General features: G+C 35.8%; 25 protein-coding genes and 5 tRNA genes. 26 read left to right on the forward strand and 4 right to left on the reverse strand.

Features of this window, described 5'->3' with window-relative positions; translation table 11 throughout:
- Positions 1 to 80: 80 nt before the first annotated feature.
- The 3 genes from ACJJVI_RS08060 to ACJJVI_RS08070 are packed head-to-tail and all read left to right on the forward strand — an operon-like array spanning position 81 to position 1,962.
- Positions 81 to 1,082, forward strand: coding sequence for a M20/M25/M40 family metallo-hydrolase (locus ACJJVI_RS08060; RefSeq protein WP_405351367.1), 1,002 nt, complete (start codon positions 81 to 83; stop codon positions 1,080 to 1,082).
- Positions 1,075 to 1,758, forward strand: a complete 684-nt coding sequence (locus ACJJVI_RS08065; protein WP_405351368.1) for an SDR family NAD(P)-dependent oxidoreductase — start codon at positions 1,075 to 1,077, stop codon at positions 1,756 to 1,758. Before ACJJVI_RS08060 ends, ACJJVI_RS08065 begins: the two co-directional genes overlap by 8 nt.
- Before the next feature lie 45 nt (positions 1,759 to 1,803).
- Positions 1,804 to 1,962, forward strand: coding sequence for a hypothetical protein (locus ACJJVI_RS08070; protein ID WP_193743633.1), 159 nt, complete (start codon positions 1,804 to 1,806; stop codon positions 1,960 to 1,962).
- Positions 1,963 to 2,074: 112 nt separating this feature from the next.
- On the opposite strand, the gene ACJJVI_RS08075 is transcribed toward ACJJVI_RS08070, so the two are convergent.
- Entirely contained in the window at positions 2,075 to 3,220 is a 1,146-nt protein-coding gene (locus ACJJVI_RS08075; RefSeq protein WP_405351371.1) for a 5-(carboxyamino)imidazole ribonucleotide synthase, read from the reverse strand.
- Positions 3,221 to 3,365: 145 nt separating this feature from the next.
- Between ACJJVI_RS08075 and ACJJVI_RS08080 the strand changes: the two genes are divergently transcribed.
- The 3 genes from ACJJVI_RS08080 to ACJJVI_RS08090 all read left to right on the forward strand — a co-directional run bounded on the left by ACJJVI_RS08080 (position 3,366) and on the right by ACJJVI_RS08090 (position 6,451).
- Entirely contained in the window at positions 3,366 to 4,469 is a 1,104-nt protein-coding gene (locus ACJJVI_RS08080) for an adenylate kinase (RefSeq protein ID WP_405351373.1), read from the forward strand.
- Between the two features lie 162 nt (positions 4,470 to 4,631).
- Positions 4,632 to 5,639, forward strand: coding sequence for a GTPase ObgE (obgE, locus tag ACJJVI_RS08085; protein WP_036582272.1), 1,008 nt, complete (start codon positions 4,632 to 4,634; stop codon positions 5,637 to 5,639).
- An 86-nt stretch (positions 5,640 to 5,725) separates the two neighbouring features.
- On the forward strand, positions 5,726 to 6,451 hold the full coding sequence (locus tag ACJJVI_RS08090) for a hypothetical protein (RefSeq protein ID WP_405351375.1): 726 nt from the start codon (positions 5,726 to 5,728) through the stop codon (positions 6,449 to 6,451).
- Positions 6,452 to 6,469: 18 nt separating this feature from the next.
- Here ACJJVI_RS08090 and ACJJVI_RS08095 read toward each other — a convergent pair whose 3' ends face one another.
- Both ACJJVI_RS08095 and ACJJVI_RS08100 read right to left on the reverse strand, forming a co-directional pair.
- Positions 6,470 to 6,913 carry a DUF1569 domain-containing protein gene (locus tag ACJJVI_RS08095; RefSeq protein WP_317290792.1) on the reverse strand — a complete coding sequence of 148 codons (444 nt, stop codon included), beginning with the start codon at positions 6,911 to 6,913 and terminating at the stop codon, positions 6,470 to 6,472.
- Between the two features lie 16 nt (positions 6,914 to 6,929).
- Entirely contained in the window at positions 6,930 to 8,252 is a 1,323-nt protein-coding gene (locus ACJJVI_RS08100; protein WP_397303221.1) for an exo-beta-N-acetylmuramidase NamZ domain-containing protein, read from the reverse strand.
- Here ACJJVI_RS08100 and ACJJVI_RS08105 point away from each other — a divergent pair.
- On the forward strand, positions 8,233 to 9,480 hold the full coding sequence (locus ACJJVI_RS08105) for an ABC transporter permease (protein WP_405351377.1): 1,248 nt from the start codon (positions 8,233 to 8,235) through the stop codon (positions 9,478 to 9,480). The genes ACJJVI_RS08100 and ACJJVI_RS08105 overlap by 20 nt on opposite strands.
- Before the next feature lie 134 nt (positions 9,481 to 9,614).
- Entirely contained in the window at positions 9,615 to 10,631 is a 1,017-nt protein-coding gene (locus ACJJVI_RS08110; protein WP_036582261.1) for a PLP-dependent cysteine synthase family protein, read from the forward strand.
- Between the two features lie 55 nt (positions 10,632 to 10,686).
- Here the strand turns inward: ACJJVI_RS08110 and ACJJVI_RS08115 are convergent, their stop codons facing one another.
- Entirely contained in the window at positions 10,687 to 11,340 is a 654-nt protein-coding gene (locus tag ACJJVI_RS08115) for a hypothetical protein (RefSeq protein ID WP_405351379.1), read from the reverse strand.
- A 79-nt stretch (positions 11,341 to 11,419) separates the two neighbouring features.
- Here ACJJVI_RS08115 and ACJJVI_RS08120 point away from each other — a divergent pair, with 79 nt between their 5' ends.
- The 18 genes from ACJJVI_RS08120 to rplK all read left to right on the forward strand — a co-directional run bounded on the left by ACJJVI_RS08120 (position 11,420) and on the right by rplK (position 22,748).
- Complete coding sequence (locus tag ACJJVI_RS08120; protein ID WP_405351381.1) at positions 11,420 to 12,697, forward strand: DUF2851 family protein; 1,278 nt, start codon at positions 11,420 to 11,422, stop codon at positions 12,695 to 12,697.
- A gap of 37 nt (positions 12,698 to 12,734) precedes the next feature.
- The gene (locus tag ACJJVI_RS08125) at positions 12,735 to 12,962 is read left to right on the forward strand and encodes a PspC family transcriptional regulator (protein ID WP_036582257.1); all 228 of its coding nucleotides are present in this window, start codon (positions 12,735 to 12,737) and stop codon (positions 12,960 to 12,962) included.
- Between the two features lie 14 nt (positions 12,963 to 12,976).
- The gene (locus tag ACJJVI_RS08130) at positions 12,977 to 13,987 is read left to right on the forward strand and encodes a potassium channel family protein (protein WP_405351383.1); all 1,011 of its coding nucleotides are present in this window, start codon (positions 12,977 to 12,979) and stop codon (positions 13,985 to 13,987) included.
- Between the two features lie 84 nt (positions 13,988 to 14,071).
- Positions 14,072 to 15,751 carry an alanine/glycine:cation symporter family protein gene (locus ACJJVI_RS08135; protein ID WP_405352610.1) on the forward strand — a complete coding sequence of 560 codons (1,680 nt, stop codon included), beginning with the start codon at positions 14,072 to 14,074 and terminating at the stop codon, positions 15,749 to 15,751.
- A 10-nt stretch (positions 15,752 to 15,761) separates the two neighbouring features.
- Entirely contained in the window at positions 15,762 to 16,619 is an 858-nt protein-coding gene (locus tag ACJJVI_RS08140) for a helix-hairpin-helix domain-containing protein (RefSeq protein ID WP_405351384.1), read from the forward strand.
- 22 nt (positions 16,620 to 16,641) lie between these two features.
- Positions 16,642 to 17,811 carry an acyl-CoA dehydrogenase family protein gene (locus tag ACJJVI_RS08145; RefSeq protein ID WP_036582249.1) on the forward strand — a complete coding sequence of 390 codons (1,170 nt, stop codon included), beginning with the start codon at positions 16,642 to 16,644 and terminating at the stop codon, positions 17,809 to 17,811.
- A gap of 107 nt (positions 17,812 to 17,918) precedes the next feature.
- Positions 17,919 to 18,113 carry a 30S ribosomal protein S21 gene (rpsU, locus tag ACJJVI_RS08150; protein WP_036582246.1) on the forward strand — a complete coding sequence of 65 codons (195 nt, stop codon included), beginning with the start codon at positions 17,919 to 17,921 and terminating at the stop codon, positions 18,111 to 18,113.
- Between the two features lie 66 nt (positions 18,114 to 18,179).
- Positions 18,180 to 19,067, forward strand: coding sequence for a tyrosine-type recombinase/integrase (locus ACJJVI_RS08155; protein ID WP_405351387.1), 888 nt, complete (start codon positions 18,180 to 18,182; stop codon positions 19,065 to 19,067).
- 15 nt (positions 19,068 to 19,082) lie between these two features.
- Entirely contained in the window at positions 19,083 to 19,382 is a 300-nt protein-coding gene (hpf, locus tag ACJJVI_RS08160; protein WP_042245895.1) for a ribosome hibernation-promoting factor, HPF/YfiA family, read from the forward strand.
- 96 nt (positions 19,383 to 19,478) lie between these two features.
- Positions 19,479 to 19,552: transfer RNA gene (locus tag ACJJVI_RS08165), tRNA-Thr, on the forward strand.
- Positions 19,553 to 19,583: 31 nt separating this feature from the next.
- Positions 19,584 to 19,664, forward strand: a tRNA-Tyr gene (locus ACJJVI_RS08170).
- A gap of 74 nt (positions 19,665 to 19,738) precedes the next feature.
- A tRNA-Gly gene (locus tag ACJJVI_RS08175) sits at positions 19,739 to 19,811 on the forward strand.
- 74 nt (positions 19,812 to 19,885) lie between these two features.
- A tRNA-Thr gene (locus ACJJVI_RS08180) sits at positions 19,886 to 19,957 on the forward strand.
- Between the two features lie 105 nt (positions 19,958 to 20,062).
- Entirely contained in the window at positions 20,063 to 21,250 is a 1,188-nt protein-coding gene (gene tuf, locus ACJJVI_RS08185; RefSeq protein WP_036582240.1) for an elongation factor Tu, read from the forward strand.
- A gap of 80 nt (positions 21,251 to 21,330) precedes the next feature.
- A tRNA-Trp gene (locus tag ACJJVI_RS08190) sits at positions 21,331 to 21,403 on the forward strand.
- Between the two features lie 70 nt (positions 21,404 to 21,473).
- Positions 21,474 to 21,671, forward strand: a complete 198-nt coding sequence (gene secE / locus ACJJVI_RS08195) for a preprotein translocase subunit SecE (RefSeq protein ID WP_036582238.1) — start codon at positions 21,474 to 21,476, stop codon at positions 21,669 to 21,671.
- Between the two features lie 10 nt (positions 21,672 to 21,681).
- A complete protein-coding gene (nusG, locus tag ACJJVI_RS08200; protein ID WP_036582235.1) occupies positions 21,682 to 22,239 on the forward strand; it encodes a transcription termination/antitermination protein NusG in 558 nt (185 codons plus the stop codon).
- Positions 22,240 to 22,307: 68 nt separating this feature from the next.
- Positions 22,308 to 22,748, forward strand: coding sequence for a 50S ribosomal protein L11 (gene rplK, locus ACJJVI_RS08205; protein ID WP_036582232.1), 441 nt, complete (start codon positions 22,308 to 22,310; stop codon positions 22,746 to 22,748).
- Positions 22,749 to 22,759 lie beyond the last annotated feature (11 nt).

Consider the following 22,759-nt stretch of genomic DNA (forward strand, 5'->3'; position numbering starts at 1 on the left):
ACTCATTTTCATTAAAATACCTATTAACCTAACTAACCATACATCACAAAATACCTATATTTAAACTTTAAAATTATACTATGAAAAGAATGGTACTTATACTATCGGCAGCAGTTCTTATTGCTAGCTGTGGTAGTCAGGGCAATAAGGTGGCTAAGTTAGAAAAAGCAACAGGTACTATGTCTGAAGTTTTACCTAAGGTTAAAATACCTAAAGCAAATGCATCTCAAATTGCAGCAGATGTAGCTTTTCTTGCAAGTGATGATTTAGAAGGTCGTGATACCGGTTCCGACGGTATTCTTGCAGCTGCTAAGTATCTACAAAACCGATTACATGAAATAGGCCTACAACCGTATAAAGGTGACTTCTTTGATGATTTTGAGGCAAAAGGTGCTCAAGCTTTTAATGTAGTAGGTATGTTGCCAGGTACAGATGGTGTTTTAAAAGATGAAATAGTAGTAATAGGTGCACACTACGATCATATAGGTTTTATGAAAGCGGTAGCTGGTGACAGTCTTGCAAATGGTGCAAATGATAATGCTACAGGAACAGCAAGTGTTTTAGCAATTGCGCAAGCGTTAAAACAAGTTGATTTTAATAGAAGAACTGTAGTTTTTGCATTATTCTCTGCAGAGGAAAAGGGACTTCTAGGTTCTAAACATCTTGCAAAACGTATGAAAGCCGAAAAAGAAAATGTAGTAGCTATGCTCAATTTTGAGATGATAGGTACACCTATGGTAGGTCGTGAATATATAGCTTACATAACTGGACATGATAAGTCCAACATGGCGAGTGTTTTTAATGCTGCAAATAATAATAGACTAGTAACTGGTAAGTTAGATAAAGCAGTAGAGTATAATCTATTCATGCGATCAGATAATTATCCATTTTTTAATGAATTTCAAGTGCCAGCACAAACATTCAGTACGTTTGACTTCACTAATTTTAAATACTATCACCAGCCTGGTGATGAAGTATCAGAAGTAAACGCTCCACATATGGCTGCTGTAGTGGATGCAGTAATGCCTGGTATCATGGCTGTACTAAATAATGAACGTCTTAAAATGATGGCAAATGAGTAAAAATATCGTTATTACAGGTACCAGTCGCGGTATAGGATTTGAACTAGCACAATTATTAGCTGGTGCAGGGCATCATGTTATAACGCTTTCGCGAAAAACAAGTTCTATAGAGGCCTTAGAGCGCAATAGTATCATGTCTTTATCTTGTGATTTAACAAGTGAACAAAGTATTATTGAATCTGCAAAAGCCATTCTGGCTAAATGGGATCACATAGATATCTTGATTCATAATGCAGGTATGCTAGTGAATAAACCCTTTGAAGAATTAACAGCTCAAGATTTTCAGAACTGTTATGCGGTAAATGTTTTTGGTGTTGCATCGTTAACGCAAAAGTTATTGCCGGTAATGACTAGGGATTCTCATGTTGTTGCTATTAGCTCCATGGGTGGAATTCAAGGTAGTGCAAAGTTTCCTGGTCTTGCCGCTTATTCAAGTGCAAAAGCGGCCGTAATCACTCTTTTTGAACTTCTTGCCGAAGAATATAAAGAAAACGGACCATCATTCAATACACTTGCCCTAGGAGCCGTACAAACAGAGATGCTAGAAGAAGCCTTTCCCGGATATAAAGCACCACTCACAGCTTCAGAAATGGCAGACTATATCATGAATTTTGCCCTTACAGGAAATAAGTTTTACAACGGTAAAGTAATGCAGGTGAGTGCTAGTACACCGTAGGGGATTTGGAATGCTGAATATAGAAGTATGGACTTAACTTTTATAATGTTTCAATCATCTCGTTTTAAAACAACTAGCCGACTTGCAGAAGGTTTTGCTCCTGGTGCTGAATATGTTATTTGTTTAGTTGTAACCATTATAATCGGCTTTGCGATTTATGGTTACTGGAAAATGAAAAAACATCAGAACAATAGAAAAGAATAATATTCTTCACTTTATTGGACTTAAGGTAATTGAAGCTGCAATCAGTAATAAAAAGATAATTTTTTACGATAGCAATTAAGAAAAGCAATTACCATATTTTCACATTGTCAAATTAATCCTCCGCAACAACCTTAATTCGATCTTTAACCCGTTCAGCAATTTCACGTGCTAATGCGACATCTTTATCCACCACAGTAACATGACCCATTTTTCTAAAAGGTCGGGTTTGTTTTTTACCGTAGATATGTGGAGTAACTCCTGGCATGGCTAGAATATCTTCTATACCATCATAAATCACATTCCCAGTATGACCTTCTTCACCTACTAAGTTGACCATAACTGCAGCAACCGTACTATCCGTATTTCCTAAAGGTAAGTCAAGTACACAACGCACGTGTTGTTCAAACTGATCTGTTACAGAACCTTCTATAGAATAATGACCAGAATTATGTGGTCTAGGTGCCACTTCATTTACTAGAATGTCTCCATTTTTAGTTAAGAACATTTCTACAGCTAATAGGCCTACATGGTCATAAGCAGCACTCACTTCTAGAGCAATAGCACGAGCTTTTTCAGAAACGGCATCATCTATACGTGCTGGGCATATTACATATTCTACCTGATTAGCTTCTGGGTGAAATTCCATCTCTACCACAGGATAAGTTTTCATATCTCCACTAGCATTACGAGCGACTATTACAGCCAGTTCCAGCTTAAAATCGATCATATCTTCATAGATACATTCCACCTTAGGCAAGTCGGTAAGATCACTTTCTTGACGGATCACTTTAACACCTTTACCGTCATAGCCACCTTCAGCGCTTTTCCATATGAATGGATAGTCCTTTCCATGATTTAAAATTGGTTGTTCATGAATTTGAAATGGAGCCGTAGGAATATTGCTATCTAGATAAAATTGTTTTTGAACCGCTTTATTTCTAATTAGGTTCAATACACGAGCACTAGGAGAAACCGCGATACCTTTATCCTCTAGATCCTGAAGAGCTTGTACGTTGACGTTTTCTATTTCTATAGTTAACACATCGACTTGTTCGCCAAACTCCATCACGGCCTGATAGTCCATAATATCTCCTTCAAAAAAGACAGTACAACCTTCAAAAGCAGGTGCTGTATCATCTTTATCCATCACATAAGTGGCGATATCCCATTTACGCGTGGTGTATAACATCATTTTACCTAGTTGTCCGCCGCCCAGAATCCCAAGCGTAAACGGTGAAGAAAAAAGTGGTGTGCTCATTAGGCAAAAATAAGAGGATAAATTGAACTTGAACTTGAACTTGAAGATGAATTTGAACAACAATATCAAATGACATGAAGAAGCACTATCAACAGCGGCTGTCAACTGCCTACTAAATACTATCTTTGCATAAAATATTTAAGAAGTGATTAAGATTCACGACCTCTATTTCAAACCTTTTCTAACGGCAACTCAAATAAGCGATGCCGTTAACAACCTCGCATACCAGCTCAATAGAGATCTTGCAGATAAAAAACCCGTCTTTTTAGGAATACTCAATGGTAGTTACATGGTCATGGCAGACTTGACACGCAAGTTTAATCATGATTGTGAGATTGCTTTTTTAAGAGCTTCTAGTTATGAAGGGACATCTTCCACTGGTGAGTTAGTAGAGACTTTAAATGTTGATATAGACCTTACCGATAGAACAGTTGTTATCGTAGAAGATATTGTAGATACAGGATTAACTGTTGACAAGCTTTCGCGAAAGCTGCTAAAACACAATCCTACTGCTTTACATATAGCGACGCTATTTTTAAAGCCAGAAGTTTATAATCGAGAATTGAAAATAGATTTTGTGGGTTTAAATATTGAGAACAAATTTGTCGTGGGATACGGCATGGATTATGATAATTTAGGGCGCAATTTGCCTGAACTTTACGTACAAACACAACGCATGAAAAACATTGTTTTATTCGGTCCTCCAGGAGCCGGAAAAGGAACCCAAGCAGAACGTTTAAAAGAAAAATACGGACTAGTTCATATCTCTACAGGAGACGTGTTTCGTTATAACATCAAAAATGGAACAGAATTAGGAACACTTGCAAAATCCTTTATGGATAAAGGAAACCTAGTGCCAGATGAAGTAACCATTAAAATGCTTAACGCTGAGGTGGAAAAAACACCAGATGCAGCAGGATTTATTTTTGATGGTTTTCCTAGAACTGATGCGCAAGCAAAGGCATTAGATGAATTATTAGCTTCAAAAGGATCTGAGATTGCCGGTATGGTTGCGCTAGAAGTAGATGATGAAGTTCTAGTTGAAAGATTATTAGAAAGAGGAAAAGCAAGCGGTAGAGCAGATGATGCAAATGAAGGAGTGATAAGAGATCGTATCGCTGTCTATTACAAGCAAACAGCGCCACTTAAAGATTACTATACAGCACAAGATAAGTATCATGGAGTAGATGGTGTAGGAGCACTAGATGAAATAACAGCTCGATTAAGTGTGGAGTTTGATAAGCTTTAAGACTATAAAAAACTGAAGTTAAATAAACGGAAGGTTTAGGTGTTTTAAATTATAATCTTGATGTTTCTACTTTTATAGTAGGTAACAACGAGTTTTACACGAGTTACATACAAACAATTAACTGATGACGATGAACCGTTATCAGACATTAGATAAAAAACAATGACCGAAGGAAATTTTGTAGACTATACTAAAGTACATCTTGAGTCAGGTCGCGGCGGTAAAGGAAGCACGCACTTGCACAGAGAAAAGTACATCGATAAAGGTGGTCCAGATGGTGGTGATGGTGGTCGTGGTGGTCATATAATCTTGCGTGGTAGCAAGAACTTATGGACATTATATCATTTTAAGTATAAACGTCACTTTAAATCTGCTCAAGGTGGAAATGGAGCAAAGCAACGACGTACTGGTGAAGATGGAGATGATGTATATATCGATTTACCACTAGGAACAGTTGTTAAAGATTCTGAAACCGGTAACGTGATTTATGAAATGCTTGAAGATGGAGCAGAATTTGTAATCTGTGAAGGTGGTAAAGGCGGTCGTGGTAACTGGCATTTTAAAAGCTCTACTAGACAAACGCCTCGTTATGCACAGCAAGGTATGGAAGGTACATCTCTAGATGCTGTATTTGAAATGAAAGTACTGGCAGATGTTGGTCTGGTAGGATTTCCTAATGCTGGAAAATCAACATTGCTTTCTGTAATTACTAGTGCAAAACCTAAGATTGCTAACTATGAGTTTACTACTTTAAAACCTAATCTTGGAATTGTAGAATACCGTGATTTTAAATCATTTGTAATTGCAGATATACCTGGAATTATTGAAGGTGCAGCAGACGGGAAAGGTCTTGGGCATCGTTTTTTAAGACACATAGAACGTAATTCTACTTTATTATTTCTTATTCCTGCAGATTCAGATGATATCAGTGCAGAGTATGATATCCTGTTACGGGAATTGAAAAAATACAATCCAGAATTGCTTGATAAAAATAGATTTGTCTGTATTTCAAAAGCCGATATGCTGGATGAAGAATTAATGGAGCAAATGAAAGAAGGTCTTGATGAGGAAGGTGCTTTTGATGGCGCGCCTTATATGTTCATTTCTTCGTTATCACAATTTCATATGCAAGAATTGAAAGATCGCTTGTGGCAAATGCTTAATGAGTAAATAAAACAGCCCTTTGAAATCATTTCAAAGGGCTGTTTTATTTGTACTATCTTTATTTGAATATTTATTAATACATACCTTATATAATGAAGTTAATTATCTGTTTTTTGCTATTTACGGTTTCTTTTGTTTCTGTAGCCCAAGAGTCCTTGGATTATATAGGTTTATGGTCTTTTAAAGAATTGGACCGTAGCGCTATGGAAAGTATTGATGAAGAAAAAATCAGGTTAGTAACTAATATGTTTCAAGAGATGAAACTTGAAATACTAGATACTGAAATTTATCAGATGCAGTTTATGGGTGAAGTACAAGAGTCTAGTTATACTAAATCTGGCGATACTTTGCTTTTAGATAAAGGTGATAAATTTATTTTGCTGGACGATGGAACGGCTAGAATGGAATCTGGAAATGCGAGATTGTTATTTGTAAAAGGAGACTTCAAAAATCAAAAAACTTATAGTTATCTAACTGAAGATAAATATGCCTTACAATCATTTAAAACAGAATCTTTATTGGGTAAGTGGAAGGTGCAAGAGGTAAAAGCGGCAGAAGGTGTTGAAGGTGGTGGAATGTATGAGATGATAGGTATGATGATAACCTTTAATTTTATAACAGAAGAAGAGGTTGCTCTAGGTATTTCAGGTATACAAACTGTAGAAGAATATCAAATCGATATGGATACTCAAGAACTAGTATTCATAAAGCCTGATGCTGAAGAGAATAGAATGTATGCTATAATTCAAGTGTCTGAGGAATACATGATCGTTCAACATCTAAAAGAGAAGACTTACTTATATATGGTTAGAGAATAAGTATAAAACTTACACTTTTTAAACACCAAACTGTTCAAAGTGATGGTTTAAGTGTTTCCATTGCATGATGCCCCATTGATCTTTAGTAAAATCACCAAAAACAGGATGCGGCACACGATTCTCATTATTGCGATCTTCCCACAACTCATTCATCCATTTCTGTAATTCTATTTTTTCTATATTAAAATCATAGTCCCCTAAACTTCTAAACTGTGGTGGTGTAGGTGCGTTTTTCTTAAATGGCTTTGGACTGTACATCATTTTTTTAAATAGGACTTTAATCAGCCAGTTAGATTTCATGGTGACATCTGATTTACCTAACGCGATTTTTATAGGCGCCTGACAGTGGTTTAGCATTTGTGAACCATTCATTTTTCCCCATTGCGCATTGCTATCTATGGTTATATTATCAATACGTTCTTGTAATTCTTGATAGGCCTCAATTTCAAAAAAAGATTTCATAAGTAATAATTATAAGTTAGTACAATAAGTATGGTTGCCTCATCACGTCATAAGCTTTTAGGTCATTTTCCCAACTAGCTCTTATCTCGCTAGCGGTCATTCCCGCTTCAATTTGTTTTTGCAAGTTTTCTGTACCGGCTAGATTGGTGAAAAATGAATTAAAAAAGTTCTTTTTTGAAGGCGCTTTCGCGTAAGCGTCAATTAAAAAATCTAGATTTATTTGATCAAGTTTTGGGTAGCTTCTCAAATCTACGCCGAAACATTTCTTCCCGTTATGCAATGGTCTTTTTGCTCCTTCGTTAGGTGTAGGCGTAAAAGAAAAGTCTCTGTATTTTGCAAGTACAGGTGATCCATAGACCTGAAACTGCATTTCAGTACCACGACCTACACTAATGTCTGTTCCTTCAAAAAAACATAAACTAGGATAAAGGTTTATGGCTTGATCGTTAGGTAAGTTGGGAGAAGGTTTTATAGGTAAAGAATAATAATCTGTTCTTCGATAATTGTTCATTTTCAATACCATCAGGTCACATTTTAAACCATATTCTAGCCAGCGTTCGCCATTTATCATTTGCGCATACTCACCTATCGTCATACCATGTACAACAGGTACTGGATGCATACCTACAAAACTTTTGTGCGCAGGTTCTAAGATAGGTCCGTCGATATAATGTCCATTTGGGTTAGGTCTGTCTAATACCACTACTTTTTTATCTAGTCTGGAGCAGGCTTCCATTACATAGTGCAACGTAGAGATATATGTGTAGAATCTTGCTCCTACATCCTGTATATCAAAAATGACAATGTCAACATCTGCAAGTTGTTCTTCAGTAGGTTTTTTATTAGAACCGTAAAGAGAGATGATAGGTAGTCCAGTTTTTGAATCGATTCCATCTTTTATGCTCGCACCAGCATCTGCCGTACCACGGAAACCATGCTCTGGTGCAAAAACTTTTTTGACTAGTACACCACGACTTAATAAGGTGTCTACTAAATGTGTGTAGGTAACAACCTCAGGTTCATCCCAGTTAGTTTTATTGTTTTTTACACTCGATCTTACCACGCTAGTTTGATTGCTTACAACAGCAACATTGCGTCCTTTAAATAAGGCGATCCACTGTTGTATGTTGTCTGCGGCAGGAGTAGGTTGGTTTTCTAAAGCATTTTTAGATTGTATCACTTTGCGACTAGCAACTAAAGAATCAGATACTTTTTCAGCCTTAGCAGTCGTTTTATTTTTATGATTGATTTTTGCATCGCAAGAAATCATGGTTAAAGCGATAGCTAATATGGTATATTTGAAAATCATAAAAGAATAAGTGAATTTAGAGTATTTCATAGCAAAAAGAGTGCAAAGTAGTGCCGCCTATAAAAATAGCGTAAGTGCACCGATTATAAAAATTGCAATTGCAGCAATCGCGATAGGAGTGATAGTTATGTTAATAGCCATTGCTACTGGTGTTGGGCTGCAAAAAAAGATAAAAGAAAAAGTGAGTGCCTTTAATGGACACGTCAGTATTTCCCTTTATGACCGCAATAACTCTATTACAACTGTAAAACCTATCTCTATAAATCAAGTTTTTTATCCAGAGTTTGAATCTGTTCCTGAGGTAGTACACGTGCAAGCAGTGGCCACATTAGGTGGAATGATTAGAACCGAAAAAGATTTTGAAGGTATCATTCTTAAAGGTGTAGGTACCGATTATGACTGGACTTACTTTAAAGACTTTTTAATAGATGGTGCATTGCCTGATATGACTTTAGAAAGTGTTACAAGAGAAATTCTAATATCAGATGATATTGCACGCAGGTTGCAACTTAAAGTAGGTGATAAGGCACCTACTTATTTTGTGAAACCTAATGCATCATCAAACGGTAATCCGACCATTTCAAGAGGATTTACAGTTTCAGGAATTTATGATAGCGGTCTAGAAGAGTACGATACTAAATTTATTATAGGTGATATAAGGCATATTCAAAAAATTAATAAATGGGAAAATGACCAAATTGGAAAATTTGAAGTCTTTATCGATGACTTTGATAATCTAGATCAATTAGGTATAAAGATATTTCAAAACACTGACTCGCTATTAAACAGTCAAACCATAATACAGCAATATCCAACCATTTTCTCATGGCTTGCATTATTAGATTCTAATGTTTATGGTATTATAGCGATTATTCTTATCGTAGGTATCATAAATATGATCACCGCATTACTGGTTCTTATATTAGATCGCACACGTATGATAGGTATATTAAAAGCACTAGGTGCTGGTAACTGGCTAGTCCGCAAAATCTTTTTATATAATGCGATGAGCCTGATTTTACAAGGACTCGTTATAGGGAATGTTATCGGTCTAGGGCTGATAGGTATTCAATATTTCTTTAGTCCATTTACTTTAGATCCATCAACCTATTATGTCACTGAGGCGCCAGTTTATCTATCACTTTGGCATGTGATTGCTCTTAATTTAGGGACGTTTATATTGTGTTTATTAGTTCTCATAATACCTTCGTTTATAATAAGTAAAATATCACCCGTTAAGGCGATGAGATTTGAGTAATCAGCTATTTAAGAGGATAGTTTCTTTTTATTTCGCTTCCGCAAAAGCGTCATTAAAATCAATTAACAAATCAATATGGCTATTGAGGTCTAAGAACTTATGCAAAACATTATTTTTGCATTTCAAATAGGAATATGGAATACGTAGAAAATATATTAGGTACGATAGGTAATACACCTCTAGTTAAGATGAATAAACTAGTAGAGGACTTACCATGTCTTGTACTTGCAAAGTATGAAACTTTTAATCCAGGGAATTCTGTAAAAGATCGCATGGCTTTAACAATGATTGAAGACGCAGAGGCTGATGGAAGATTACAACCAGGTGGTACTATCATAGAAGGAACTAGTGGTAATACAGGAATGGGACTTGCCCTAGCCGCTATAATGAAGGGTTACAAGCTTATATGCGTTCTTGCAGATAAGCAGTCTAAGGAAAAAATGGATATCCTACGTGCTGTAGGAGCTGAAGTTCACGTGTGCCCAACTAACGTAGAGCCCGATGATCCACGTTCTTATTATTCTACCAGTAAAAGATTGAGTGAGGAGATTCCTAATTCTTGGTATGTGAATCAATATGATAACCCGTCTAATTGTAAGGCTCATTATCAAAGTACAGGTCCAGAGATATGGAAACAAACCGAAGGTAAGGTGACTCACTTTGTAGTAGGTGTAGGAACTGGAGGAACAATATCTGGAGTAGGAACTTATTTAAAGTTACAAAATCCCAATGTTAAGATTTGGGGAATAGATACCTATGGTTCAGTTTTTAAAAAATATCACGAGACGGGAATTTTTGATGAGAATGAAATTCACTCTTATGTTACTGAAGGAATAGGTGAAGATATTTTACCTCTTAATGTGCGTTTTGAAGTCATAGATGGTTTTACTAAAGTGACTGATAAAGATGCCGCTGTTTACACTAGAAGACTGGCAAAAGAGGAAGGAATGTTTTTAGGAAACAGCGCCGGAGCAGCCATTAAAGGTTTAAAACAAATTCATAAGGAGCATGGCTTTACTAAAGATGATGTGGTAGTAATCTTATTCCATGATCATGGTAGTCGTTATGTAGGGAAGTTTTTTAACGATGATTGGATGCTTGAAAAAGGATATATTAATGAGGATGGCTCTTATCCAGAAGATGATAAATAAGAATTTAATTAAGTCAAAAAAGCCCCAAAATCTAATATAGATTTTGGGGCTTTTTTCATGAAATGAAATTGAAGATTACACTTACTATTGCTATTATGATAATCCATGCGATTATTCTTTGCGTCACTTGTTTATCAAGTTTCTTTTTAGATTTCCCCATTGATTTTACAAAGCCATAATAAAGACCAATAAGAACAACTCCACAAACAATAAGGATAATGATGCTTTTTGTAGACTGTTCTTGAAATCGTTCAATGATATGAAGTATTGCTATATAATGAGAAGCAAAAAATATACTCAATAATACTCCTACAGCTAGTTCTCTTAACGGATCGTTTTTTTTGAATTTGGTTAATTGATAAGTGAATTCATAGAAAGAACCTGGTACTGTAGATTTAATCATTTCTTTGAAATCCACATTTTCTGATTGCACGAGTTTATCATAAGTACTTCTTTTAAGAACGTATTCTATAAAATGAGAACCAACTAATCCAAATATTGTAATCAACAATATAGCTATAGAATAGTGATAGTATGGATCATGATGGGTAATGTCTAATCCGAATATTTGAGCATGTTCAAACTTACAATCTCTATAAAAGAAAGCAAATGTAGTTGCTAGGACGAGTGAGATCATCAAAGCATCTAATCTGTTTTTAGTGCTTACAATGCGTTCTAGGTTTTTTTCAAGTTGAAAGCTTTCGGCCATAATAAAAGTTTAAGCTACAAGGTATTCATTTTCTAAAAACTAAAATTATCATATCTTCCTACATAATTTAAGATTGTTCATGCAAGAAGATTTTATTCATTATCTCTGGAAGTTTAAAAAACTAAGTGGCCAGCAATTGCAAACCACAGAAGGTAAGTCGATCGTGGTTAAATCTTTAGGAACACACAATTTTCATTCAGGTCCCGATTTTTTTAACGGTAGATTAGAAATCGATGGTCAGGAATGGGCAGGAAATGTGGAAATGCATGTAAAAGCAAGTGACTGGTACTTGCATGGTCATGATGATGATCCTGCTTACGATAATGTCATATTGCATGTGGTATGGATACATGATGCAGAGATTACTCGTCGTGATGAGATAAACATACCCGTGCTAGAAGTGAGTAAATATGTGCCAGAATCATTAGTTAAGAGCTATCAAAAACTTTTTGCGATTAAGAAAGATCAATTCATTAACTGTGAAAATGACATAGCTGAGGTAGATGGTTTTAAAAAAGCCCAATGGTTTGAAAAGTTGTTTTTTGAAAGATTAGAACAGCGCAGTATTCATATAAATGAAATATTAAGACAAACCCAAAACGATTGGGAAGCTTTATTTTTTCAATTATTATGTAGAAGTTTTGGAACTAAAATTAACGGCGATGCTTTTGAACAATTAGCACAAAGTATAGATTCAACTACGATACGCAAACTTGCAAAAGACGCGTTTCAATTAGAAGCAACGCTTTTAGGTCAGGCAGGATTACTTAATGATATTAAAAAGGATCGTTATTATAAATTGTTAGTTGATGAATACGCTTTCGCGAAAGCGAAATTTCAATTACAGCCTGCTTTAATACCTATGAAGTTTTTCAGGTTAAGGCCAGCAAATTATCCTACGATACGGATATCTCAACTAGCCATGCTTTATCATAACTCGCCACATCTCTTCGGAGAAGTTTTACTTGCAAAAACCAGAGAAGATATTCACAAATTATTTGATGTAAAATCGTCCTCTTACTGGGATACCCATCATGTCTTTGATAAAGAAAATGTATTTAGAGAAAAATCACTTACAGCATCGTTTATTGATTTGGTAATTATAAATTGCATTGTGCCAGTAAAATTTGCTCATGCACAGTTTGCCGGAAAGGATAAAACCGAAGAGTTACTTCAATTGATGTATGACTTAAAATTTGAATCCAATACTATAGTCGGTGAGTTTAAAAAACGAACTGAAATTAATAATGCATTGGAATCGCAAGCCGTACTTCAATTAAAGTCACATTACTGTGATGTTAATAAATGTTTGAGTTGTGATATAGGTGTGTCGCTCCTTAGAGATAAATCTAGTTGAGGTATATAATTTAATCGCTTATCATTAAATTTACCACATGGGAATAGTTACAGGTTTAAGACATTACATGGAGAAGTACGGTTTCTATGTGTCAACTCGTATTGCAGATCGTATGGGAATGCGTGCTCGTAATGTACGTATCACCTTCATTTATTTCACGTTTGCAACATTGGGAGCAGGTTTTGGAGTGTATCTCATTATCGCCTTTTGGCTCAAAATCAAAGATATGCTGTATGTTAAAAGAAGCTCTGTATTTGATCTCTAAAATAATTTAATCACGTGCGTTCAAAAATAGCTGTTGCGATTTCCTTACTTATTACCATCTTGCTTATAGGTGTTTTGGGATTTAAATTTATTCAAGGTCTCTCTTGGGTAGATGCTATTTACATGACAGTAATAACTATTTCAACTGTAGGTTATCGTGAGGTAGAGCTTCCAAATGAACAGACTAAGATTTTTATTGTTTTACTCTTATTATTTAGTGTTGTAATCGTAGGTTATGCGGTGTCTGTTATTACAGAGTATTTAATATCACGTAGTTCATTGAAAGATATGAGAGAAAAAAGAAAACAAAAACATATAGATGCTATGGAGAATCATATTATAGTTTGTGGTTATGGTCGCAATGGTAGACAGGCCGTTGAGAAGCTAAGAGATTATCACAGAGAATTTATAATCATTGAGAAGAATCAAGAGGTTATAGATGATTGTGGGTTAGATAGTAATATGTTTTTAAGAGGAAATGCAAATGAAGATGAGGTCCTTATTAAAGCTGGAATAGAAAGGGCGTCTACTCTTATTACAGCCTTGCCCGATGATGCAGATAATCTTTTTACCGTATTGAGCGCAAGACAACTTAATAAATCTCTTAAGATTATTTCACGTGCTAGTGAAGAAACCAGTTATAAGAAACTAAAACTTGCAGGAGCTGATAATGTTATATTACCAGATAAAATAGGTGGAGAGCATATGGCTTCACTTATTGTAAGTCCTGACCTGATTGAGTTTTGGGATAACTTAAGTTATGGTGGTGATGAAGGAGTAAACCTTGAACAAGTGTCCTTTGAGCAAATGTTTGATGATAATGGAGATTGCTCAATAATTGATCTTAATTTAAGACAAAAAACAGGTTGTACTATTATAGGATATAAATCAGCAGATGGGAATTATACCGTTAATCCAGATCCTAAAATGATGCTTACTACAGGTTCAAAAATTATAGTTGTAGGAAATACACAGCAAATTTTGAACCTACAGAAGGTCTATCGAATTAACAATGAGGTAACATAAGTGCCTTTAAAACTTTTAAAAAGCAAGATTTTTGTGCATCTTGCTGACTTAACCAAAATTTAAATCAAAAAAAGAATGAAACGTATTTATAAAGTATGTTTATCAATGCTGGCTTTTATTATGCCTGCATTTGTTTTTGCGCAGGAAGCTGCAGAGAAAGGATTAGATGAAAAGATTGATGATGCCTTTGGTTGGGCAACTGGAGATTATGTTCAAGGAGTCTTCTATCAAATTCCTTTTACAGATGAAATAAAAATCTACTGGGTGCTTTTCCCACTTATTCTAGGAGCACTATTTTTCACATTTTATTTTAAGTTTATAAACTTCACCGGAGTATGGAGAGCTATTCAGGTTGTAAGAGGTAAGTATGAAGATATAGAGAAATTCGGAGCAGAAACTCTTTATGGTGAAGATGGTATTGCAAATGGTGTAGATATCAATAACGTTGATGATATAGAGGCTCACATCGATGAGTTCAGTGACGAAATTGCTAACGATGGAGATATTAAAGATACTATTAGAGATGAAAGCTCAGATGGTGAGGTATCACACTTTCAGGCCTTAACAGCTGCGTTGTCTGCTACTGTTGGATTAGGAAATATCGCCGGTGTTGCCGTTGCTGTTTCTGTTGGTGGTGCAGGAGCAACCTTCTGGATGATTGTTGCAGGATTTTTAGGTATGGCTTCAAAGTTTGTAGAATGTACCTTGGGTGTAAAATATAGAGATGTCGGTCCAGATGGAACTGTTTATGGCGGACCGATGTATTATTTAACTAAAGGATTGAAGTCCATGGGACTTACCGGTTTAGGAAAGGTTTTAGCTGTATTATTTGCTATAATGTGTATCGGTGGATCGTTTGGTGGTGGAAATATGTTCCAAGCTAATCAAGCTGCTCAAATGGTTGAAAATATCACTGGTGGAACAGAATCTTTTTTATATGGTTATAAATGGGCATTTGGTTTATTTATGGCAGTATTTGTAGGTATTGTAATCATCGGAGGAATTAAATCAATTGCCAAGGTGACTGATAAAATTGTTCCTTTTATGGTGGTGATATATGTAGGAGCATCTTTATGGGTGATTTTTGCTCGTTTTGATTTGATAGGTGAGGCATTTACTCAAATTATTGATGGAGCTTTTAGCCCAGAAGGAGTTGCAGGTGGAGCTATAGGAGTTTTAATACAAGGTTTCCGTAGAGCAGCATTCTCAAATGAAGCTGGTGTAGGTAGTGCATCTATTGCACACTCTGCGGTAAAAACTAAATATGCGGCAAGTGAAGGCTTAGTGGCGTTATTAGAACCGTTTATTGATACCGTGGTAGTTTGTACAATGACTGCCTTGGTTCTAATTATCACAGGTAACGTAAGTTCTGAAAATGCTGGACTTAATGATGCAGATGCGATTTTATTAACTTCTGGAGCATTTGAATCAGTGATAAGCTGGTTCCCATATGTACTAACCCTAGCGGTAGTATTATTTGCATTTTCAACGATGATATCTTGGTCTTATTACGGATATCAAGCTTGGGCATACCTTTTTGGCAGAACCACTAGAACTGAGTATACTTATAAGATTTTATTCTGTGTATTTGTAGTGATAGGTTCAGCTGCTAGTTTAGGTAATGTTATCGGTTTCTCTGATGCGATGATATTCTCAATGATGGTGCCTAATATGATAGGTATTGTCTTATTAGCTCCTAAGGTTAAGAAGGAGCTGAATAGATATATGAGCGCTATCAAATTAAAGTCAAAAGCTATCGACTAATCCTTGATAAATGAAAAATTTTAAATCCCTCTTTTTGTTTAACCGTAAACAGCAAAGAGGGATTTTTATATTAATAATTGTCTTGTCTATAGTTGTTGCGATTTACATTTTTTCAAATAGTAGATCATCGCAACCGCTTATTGTTGAGGATACAAGCGAATATCAAAGACAAGTAGATTCTTTGAAATCTGTTGCGATTGCAAAACGAAACAAAATTTATCCTTTTAATCCTAACTATATAACAGACTATCGAGGTTATGTGTTGGGACTTAGTGAAGAGGAGTTAGAAAGGTTACATCGCTTTCGCGAAAGCGATAAATGGATTAATTCCAAAAAAGATTTTCAAAATGTAACAGGTGTTTCAGATCAGTGGCTAGATAGTATTAGTCCATATTTTAAATTTCCAGAATGGGTTACTAATCCTAAAAAGCAAAACAAATTTGTTCCGTTCAAAGAACGTAAGGTTGTTGCCAAGGATATTAACACTGCTACACAAGAAGAGCTTAAGGCAGTTTATGGTATAGGTCCAGCATTATCGGGTAGAATCATTAAAGAGCGAGAATTTTTAAAGGGCTTTATAGATATGAAGCAGGTGCGAGGTGTTTACGGCCTTACCGATTCTACTATGATCCAGCTAAAAAAACATTTTTACATTACACTTTCCTCTACTCAAAATAGAATTGCTCTTAATAACGCAAGTAAAGATGAATTGTTAAGTATTCCTTATTTTAACGACTATCTCGTTGATGAACTTATTAAACAGCGTACGCTAAGGGATGGCTTTAAAAGTTGGGATAAAGTTGTGTTAACCTCTAGGTTTCCAGAAGAAAAATTAGAGCTAATTCAGCTATATTTGACACTTAACTAAATCAACAGTTTAACTACTTTATATGTATTCAAAATATTTTACTGAAGAACATAATGTCTTCAGACAGAGTTTTAGAGATTTTCTCAATAAAGAGGCTGTTCCTCATATCGATAGATGGGAAGAAACGGGTAAAATTGATCGAGAGATTTTTGAAAAAATGGGTGAAATGGGCTACTTTGCTTTGTACTACCCAGAAGAATATGGTGGTTTAAATTTAGATTTCTTTTACACAGTAATATTTCTTGAAGAAATGCAACGCATCAACTCTGGTGGGTTCGCAGCAGCGATGTGGGTTCAAGCTTTTCTAGGAGCGCAACACTTGCTTAAAGAAGGAGATGAACGCATTAAACAAGAATACTTAGTTCCAACTTTAACAGGAGAGAAAATAGGATGCTTAGGTATTACAGAGCCTTTTGGAGGTAGTGATGTTGCAGGAATGAGAACTACTGCGGTTAAAGATGGTGATCATTACGTGATTAATGGTTCAAAAACTTTTATTACTAATGGTGTTTATAGCGATTATCTAGTTATCGCTGCAAAGACAGATCCAGAAGCAAATGGTCGTGGAATTTCCATATTTGTTATGGATAGGGATACTCCAGGTATAAGCGCTACAAAATTGAATAAGCTGGGATGGAGAGCTAGTGACACTGGAGAAATAGGATTTGACAACGTACGCATTCCTGCTGAGAATTTAATGGGAGAAGAAGGGAAAGGTTTTCCTTATATCATGCAACATTTTGCTTTGGAGCGTTTAATTATGGGAATTAATGCGCATGCTAGAGCAGAATATGCTTTAGAATATACGGCTCAGTATATGAAAGAGCGAACCGCCTTTGGTACCACAATAGATAAGTTTCAAGCCTTACGTCATGGCATGGCAGATATGTATAGTGAAGTAGAAATGGCAAAAAACTTCAATTATTCAATTTCTGAACAACTAGATCAAGGCTTGTATCCAGTTAAGGAAGCTAGTATGTCCAAGCTTGTCTCTACCAAAATCGCTGATGAGGTTATTTATAAATGTTTGCAATATCTGGGTGGTTATGGATACATTGAAGAGTATCCACTCGCTCGTATGTGGAGAGATAGCCGTTTAGGTCCAATTGGTGGAGGTACTAGTGAAATCATGCGTGAAATTATTGCAAAGATGGTTATGGATGGTAAGGATTATAAACCAGCTGCAAAGTAATTAGTGTCTTTTTGTACCGCTGTCGCGAAAGTGTAATTGATAAAAAGTATTGTAATTATAAATAAATATGTATTTTTGCCATCCCAAAGAAAGGAGGTGATGACACTATGTTAATAATACCAGTTAAAGACGGAGAAAATATCGATAGAGCCCTAAAGCGTTTCAAAAGAAAATTTGATCGTACAGGGAAGATGCGTGAACTACGTAGAAGACAGCAGTTTACTAAACCATCTGTTGCTAAAAGAGCTCAAAGAATAAAAGCTTCTTACATACAGCACTTAAGAGATGCAGAAAACATCTAGTATTTCTTAAATTTATAAAGGCCGCTAGTGGTAAAATTCTTAATTTTACTTTCTAGCGGTTTTTTTATGTCATTACAATCCTTTTTCGATTACTTATCTTTTGAGAAAAAATATTCTCGTCATACCGTTGTGGCTTACAAAAAGGATTTAGAACAAATGAAGTCTTTTTTAAAGGAAGAATATGATATAGAAATAGAAAATGCGTCATATCCTCTAATAAGAACTTGGTTAAGTAACTTGCTCGATGATGACTTAAGTACGAGGACCATCAATCGTAAAGTTGCATCCTTGAAGAGCTATTATAAGTTTTTATTATTGACAGGGCAAATTGATTTTCACCCTTTATCTCAACACAAGAGTCTAAAGGTTGCAATTAATGTTCAAATTCCGTTTTCAAAAAAAGAAGTTCAACAAATCCTAGACAATTCCTATGATTCTTCAGATTTTGAAACAACTAGGGATTTATTGCTAATTGAACTGTTTTATGTTACCGGAATGAGGAGAGAAGAGTTGATTAATTTAAAGTTACAAGATATTAGTCTCTCCACAAGAAGTATTAAAGTGATGGGGAAACGTAACAAAGAACGTATTATTCCCTTATTGTACTCTATTTCAAATAAACTAGAGTCATATTTGGTGTTGCGTGATCTGATAAATGTTAACGGATTTAATGAATTGTTCTTGACGGGTAAAGGGCATAAACTGTATCCAGTTCTTGTTTATAGGATTATAAAATCGTATTTTAGTAAGGTATCTGAGAAGGTAAAAACGAGTCCGCATATTTTAAGGCATTCTTTCGCTACACATCTTTTAGATGAAGGTGCTGATTTAAATGCTGTTAAGGAGTTGTTAGGTCATGCGAGTCTTGCTTCTACTCAGGTTTACACCCATTCAAGTATGAAAATGTTGAAAGGGGTTTATAAAAACGCGCATCCGCGCTCAAAGAAGGATTAATTAAATAAATAGCTTATGAAGGTAAATGTGCAGTCTGTAAATTTTAATGCAGACGTTAAACTTGTAGAATTTATTCAAGAACGATTAGATAAACTTGAACATTTTTACAGTAAGATAATAAATGCTGATGTTTATATGAAAGTTCAAAAAACTTCTGCTCCTGAAAATAAAATAATTGAAGTTAGGTTGTTTGTTCCTGGTGAAGACCTAATTGCCTCAAAAACATGTAAGTCCTTTGAGCAATGCATAGATGAATGTTCCGATGCACTAGAGCGCCAACTCAAAAAAAGAAAAGAAAAACAGAATTCTCATTAATTTTTTCAAAAAAAATTTTGAGAATTAAAAAATACTCTTACATTTGCAGTCCGTTAGAAATAGCGGGCTTTTTTACGCAAGTAAAATTGATTAAAAGCCGATGTAGCTCAGCTGGCTAGAGCAGCTGATTTGTAATCAGCAGGTCGTGGGTTCGAGTCCCTCCATCGGCTCTTTAAAATACTAGATCTTAATTGATCTTTTGGGGAGATACTCAAGCGGCCAACGAGGACGGACTGTAACTCCGTTGGGAAACCTTCGCAGGTTCGAATCCTGCTCTCCCCACACATTGACTCAAATTATTGTTTGAGGCTTGTTGAAATATTGAATACCTTTTGACAATTTTGTTGTCGATAAATGCGAGAGTAGCTCAGTTGGTAGAGCGTCAGCCTTCCAAGCTGAATGTCGCCGGTTCGAACCCGGTCTCTCGCTCTAATTTTAAATGTGCATGTGAAGCGCGTTTTTTTAAGGTCAACTCTGTTCCTTAAATCTATAATGGTTTAATCGCCGGTGTAGCTCAGGGGTAGAGCGTTTCCTTGGTAAGGAAGAGGTCACGAGTTCAAATCTCGTCATTGGCTCTGAAGAAAAAGGTCTCTAGTTGAGGCCATTACTTGTATATGCTGATTTGGTTTTGCCTTGTTAGTATTTGAATTGAACACTAATATAAATTAAGATTATAAATTATGGCTAAAGAAACGTACGATCGTTCGAAACCCCACCTAAATGTAGGAACAATTGGTCACGTTGACCACGGTAAAACTACACTTACTGCTGCAATTACAAAAGTTCTTGCTGATGCTGGTTTCTCTAATGCGGTAAATTTTGAACAAATTGACAATGCTCCTGAAGAAAAAGAGCGTGGAATTACTATTAACTCTTCACACGTAGAGTATCAAACTCAAAACAGACACTATGCACACGTAGATTGTCCTGGTCACGCCGATTATGTGAAAAACATGGTTACTGGTGCGGCGCAAATGGATGGTGCTATTCTTGTTGTTGCTGCAACTGATGGTCCTATGCCTCAAACTCGTGAGCACATCTTGTTAGGTCGTCAGGTTGGTATTCCTCGTATTGTTGTATTCCTTAATAAAGTGGATATGGTAGATGATGAAGAGCTACTTGAGCTAGTGGATATGGAAGTTCGTGATTTATTATCTTTCTATGAGTATGATGGTGATAATGGTCCTGTTGTTTCAGGTTCTGCACTTGGTGCGCTTAATGGTGAGGAAAAATGGGTGAATACAGTTCTTGAATTAATGGAAGCTGTTGATGCTTGGATTGAAGAGCCTGTTCGTGATATGGATAAGCCTTTCTTAATGCCGATTGAAGATGTTTTCTCTATCACTGGACGTGGTACTGTAGCGACTGGTCGTATTGAGACTGGGGTTGGTAATACTGGAGATCCTGTTGAGATAATCGGTATGGGAGCTGAAAAGTTGACATCTACTATTACTGGTATTGAAATGTTTCGTCAAATCCTTGATAGAGGTGAGGCTGGTGATAATGCAGGTATCTTGTTAAGAGGTATTGAGAAGTCACAGATTTCAAGAGGTATGGTTATTGTTAAGCCTGGTTCTGTTACTCCGCATGCTAAATTTAAAGCTGAGGTTTACATCCTTAAGAAAGAAGAAGGTGGTCGTCACACGCCTTTCCATAATAACTATCGTCCGCAGTTCTATGTAAGAACAACTGATGTAACTGGTAATATTGCTTTACCTTCAGGTGTTGAAATGGTTATGCCTGGTGATAACTTGACAATTACAGTTGATTTGATTCAACCTATTGCGTTAAACTTAGGTTTACGTTTCGCTATCCGTGAAGGTGGTAGAACAGTAGGTGCTGGTCAGGTTACTGAGATACTAGATTAATTATCTGATTTTAATATTTAAGTATCCTATCTTTTTTAGATAGGATACTTTCCCTTTGTTAGAATTATTTTTTAACAAATACGGGTTTAGCTCAGTTGGTAGAGCACTGGTCTCCAAAACCAGGTGTCGGGAGTTCGAGCCTCTCAACCCGTGCATTATCGAGTTTGTACTCGAAATTAATAACTGAAATCTTTTAGAGATTTTATAATAGAGTTCTATATTTATGGGATTAGTAAGTTACGTAAAAGAGTCGTATAGCGAATTGACAAATCATGTTTCATGGCCGACGTGGTCAGAAGCTCAGAAATTAACTGTTACGGTTGCTGTTTTTTCAATAGTGTTTGCTCTGATTATTTGGGGTATTGACTCAGTGTTCAGTAAAGTGATTACTAATTATTTCTCTTGGATTAAGAATAGTTAAAAACCACGTTATGGCAGTTGATAGTAATGAAGTGATGCATTGGTATGTGGTTAGATCGGTTAGTGGTCAAGAAAATAAAATAAAAGATTATATAGAGTCGGAAATTGCTCATCATAACTTACAAGATTATTTGAAGCAAATCTTAGTTCCTACTGAGAAAGTTGTACAGATTCGTAACGGTAAGAAGATAAATAAGGAAAAGGTTTACTTTCCTGGTTATATTATGATTCAGGCTAGGCTTGAAGGTGAGGTTCCTCATATTATTAAATCCGTTAATGGTGTGATAGGTTTCTTGGGTGAAACTAAGGGTGGAGAGCCTGTGCCGTTGAGAAAGAGTGAGGTTAATAGGATGTTAGGTAAAGTCGATGAGCTTGCTGAACAAGTGGACAATATATCGATTCCGTTTAAAATGGGTGAAACCGTTAAGGTTGTAGATGGTCCTTTCAATGGTTTTAATGGTACGATTGAAAAAGTGAATGAAGAAAAGCGTAAGTTAGAAGTTATGGTTAAGATTTTCGGAAGAAAAACACCATTAGAACTAAGCTATATGCAAGTAGAGAAAATATAAATGTTGCGTTTTAGATTATCAAAAGGCTTCCACTTTTTGATAATTGTATAAATTGAAATTTTTTAAAAATGGCTAAAGAAGTATCTAAGGTTGTAAAGTTACAAGTTAGAGGTGGTGCGGCAAATCCATCTCCTCCTGTAGGACCTGCATTAGGTGCGGCTGGTGTGAATATCATGGAGTTCTGTAAGCAATTTAATGCTAGAACTCAAGATAAGCCTGGTAAAGTATTACCAGTAGCAATCACTGTTTATAAGGACAAGTCTTTTGACTTTGTTATTAAAACGCCTCCAGCAGCAGTTCAAATCCTAGAAGCAGCAAAACTTAAAGGTGGTAGTGGAGAACCAAATCGTAAAAAGGTAGCAACTATCAGCTGGGATCAAGTAAGATTGATTGCAGAGGATAAAATGCCTGACCTGAATGCATTTACAGTAGATAGCGCTATGAGAATGGTTGCGGGTACTGCTAGATCAATGGGTGTTAACGTTAAAGGTGGGGAATCTCCAGCTTAAAAAAAGGTAAC

This window comes from Nonlabens sp. Asnod3-H03 (assembly GCF_045063665.1).
Classification (GTDB): Bacteria; Bacteroidota; Bacteroidia; order Flavobacteriales; family Flavobacteriaceae; genus Nonlabens; species Nonlabens ulvanivorans.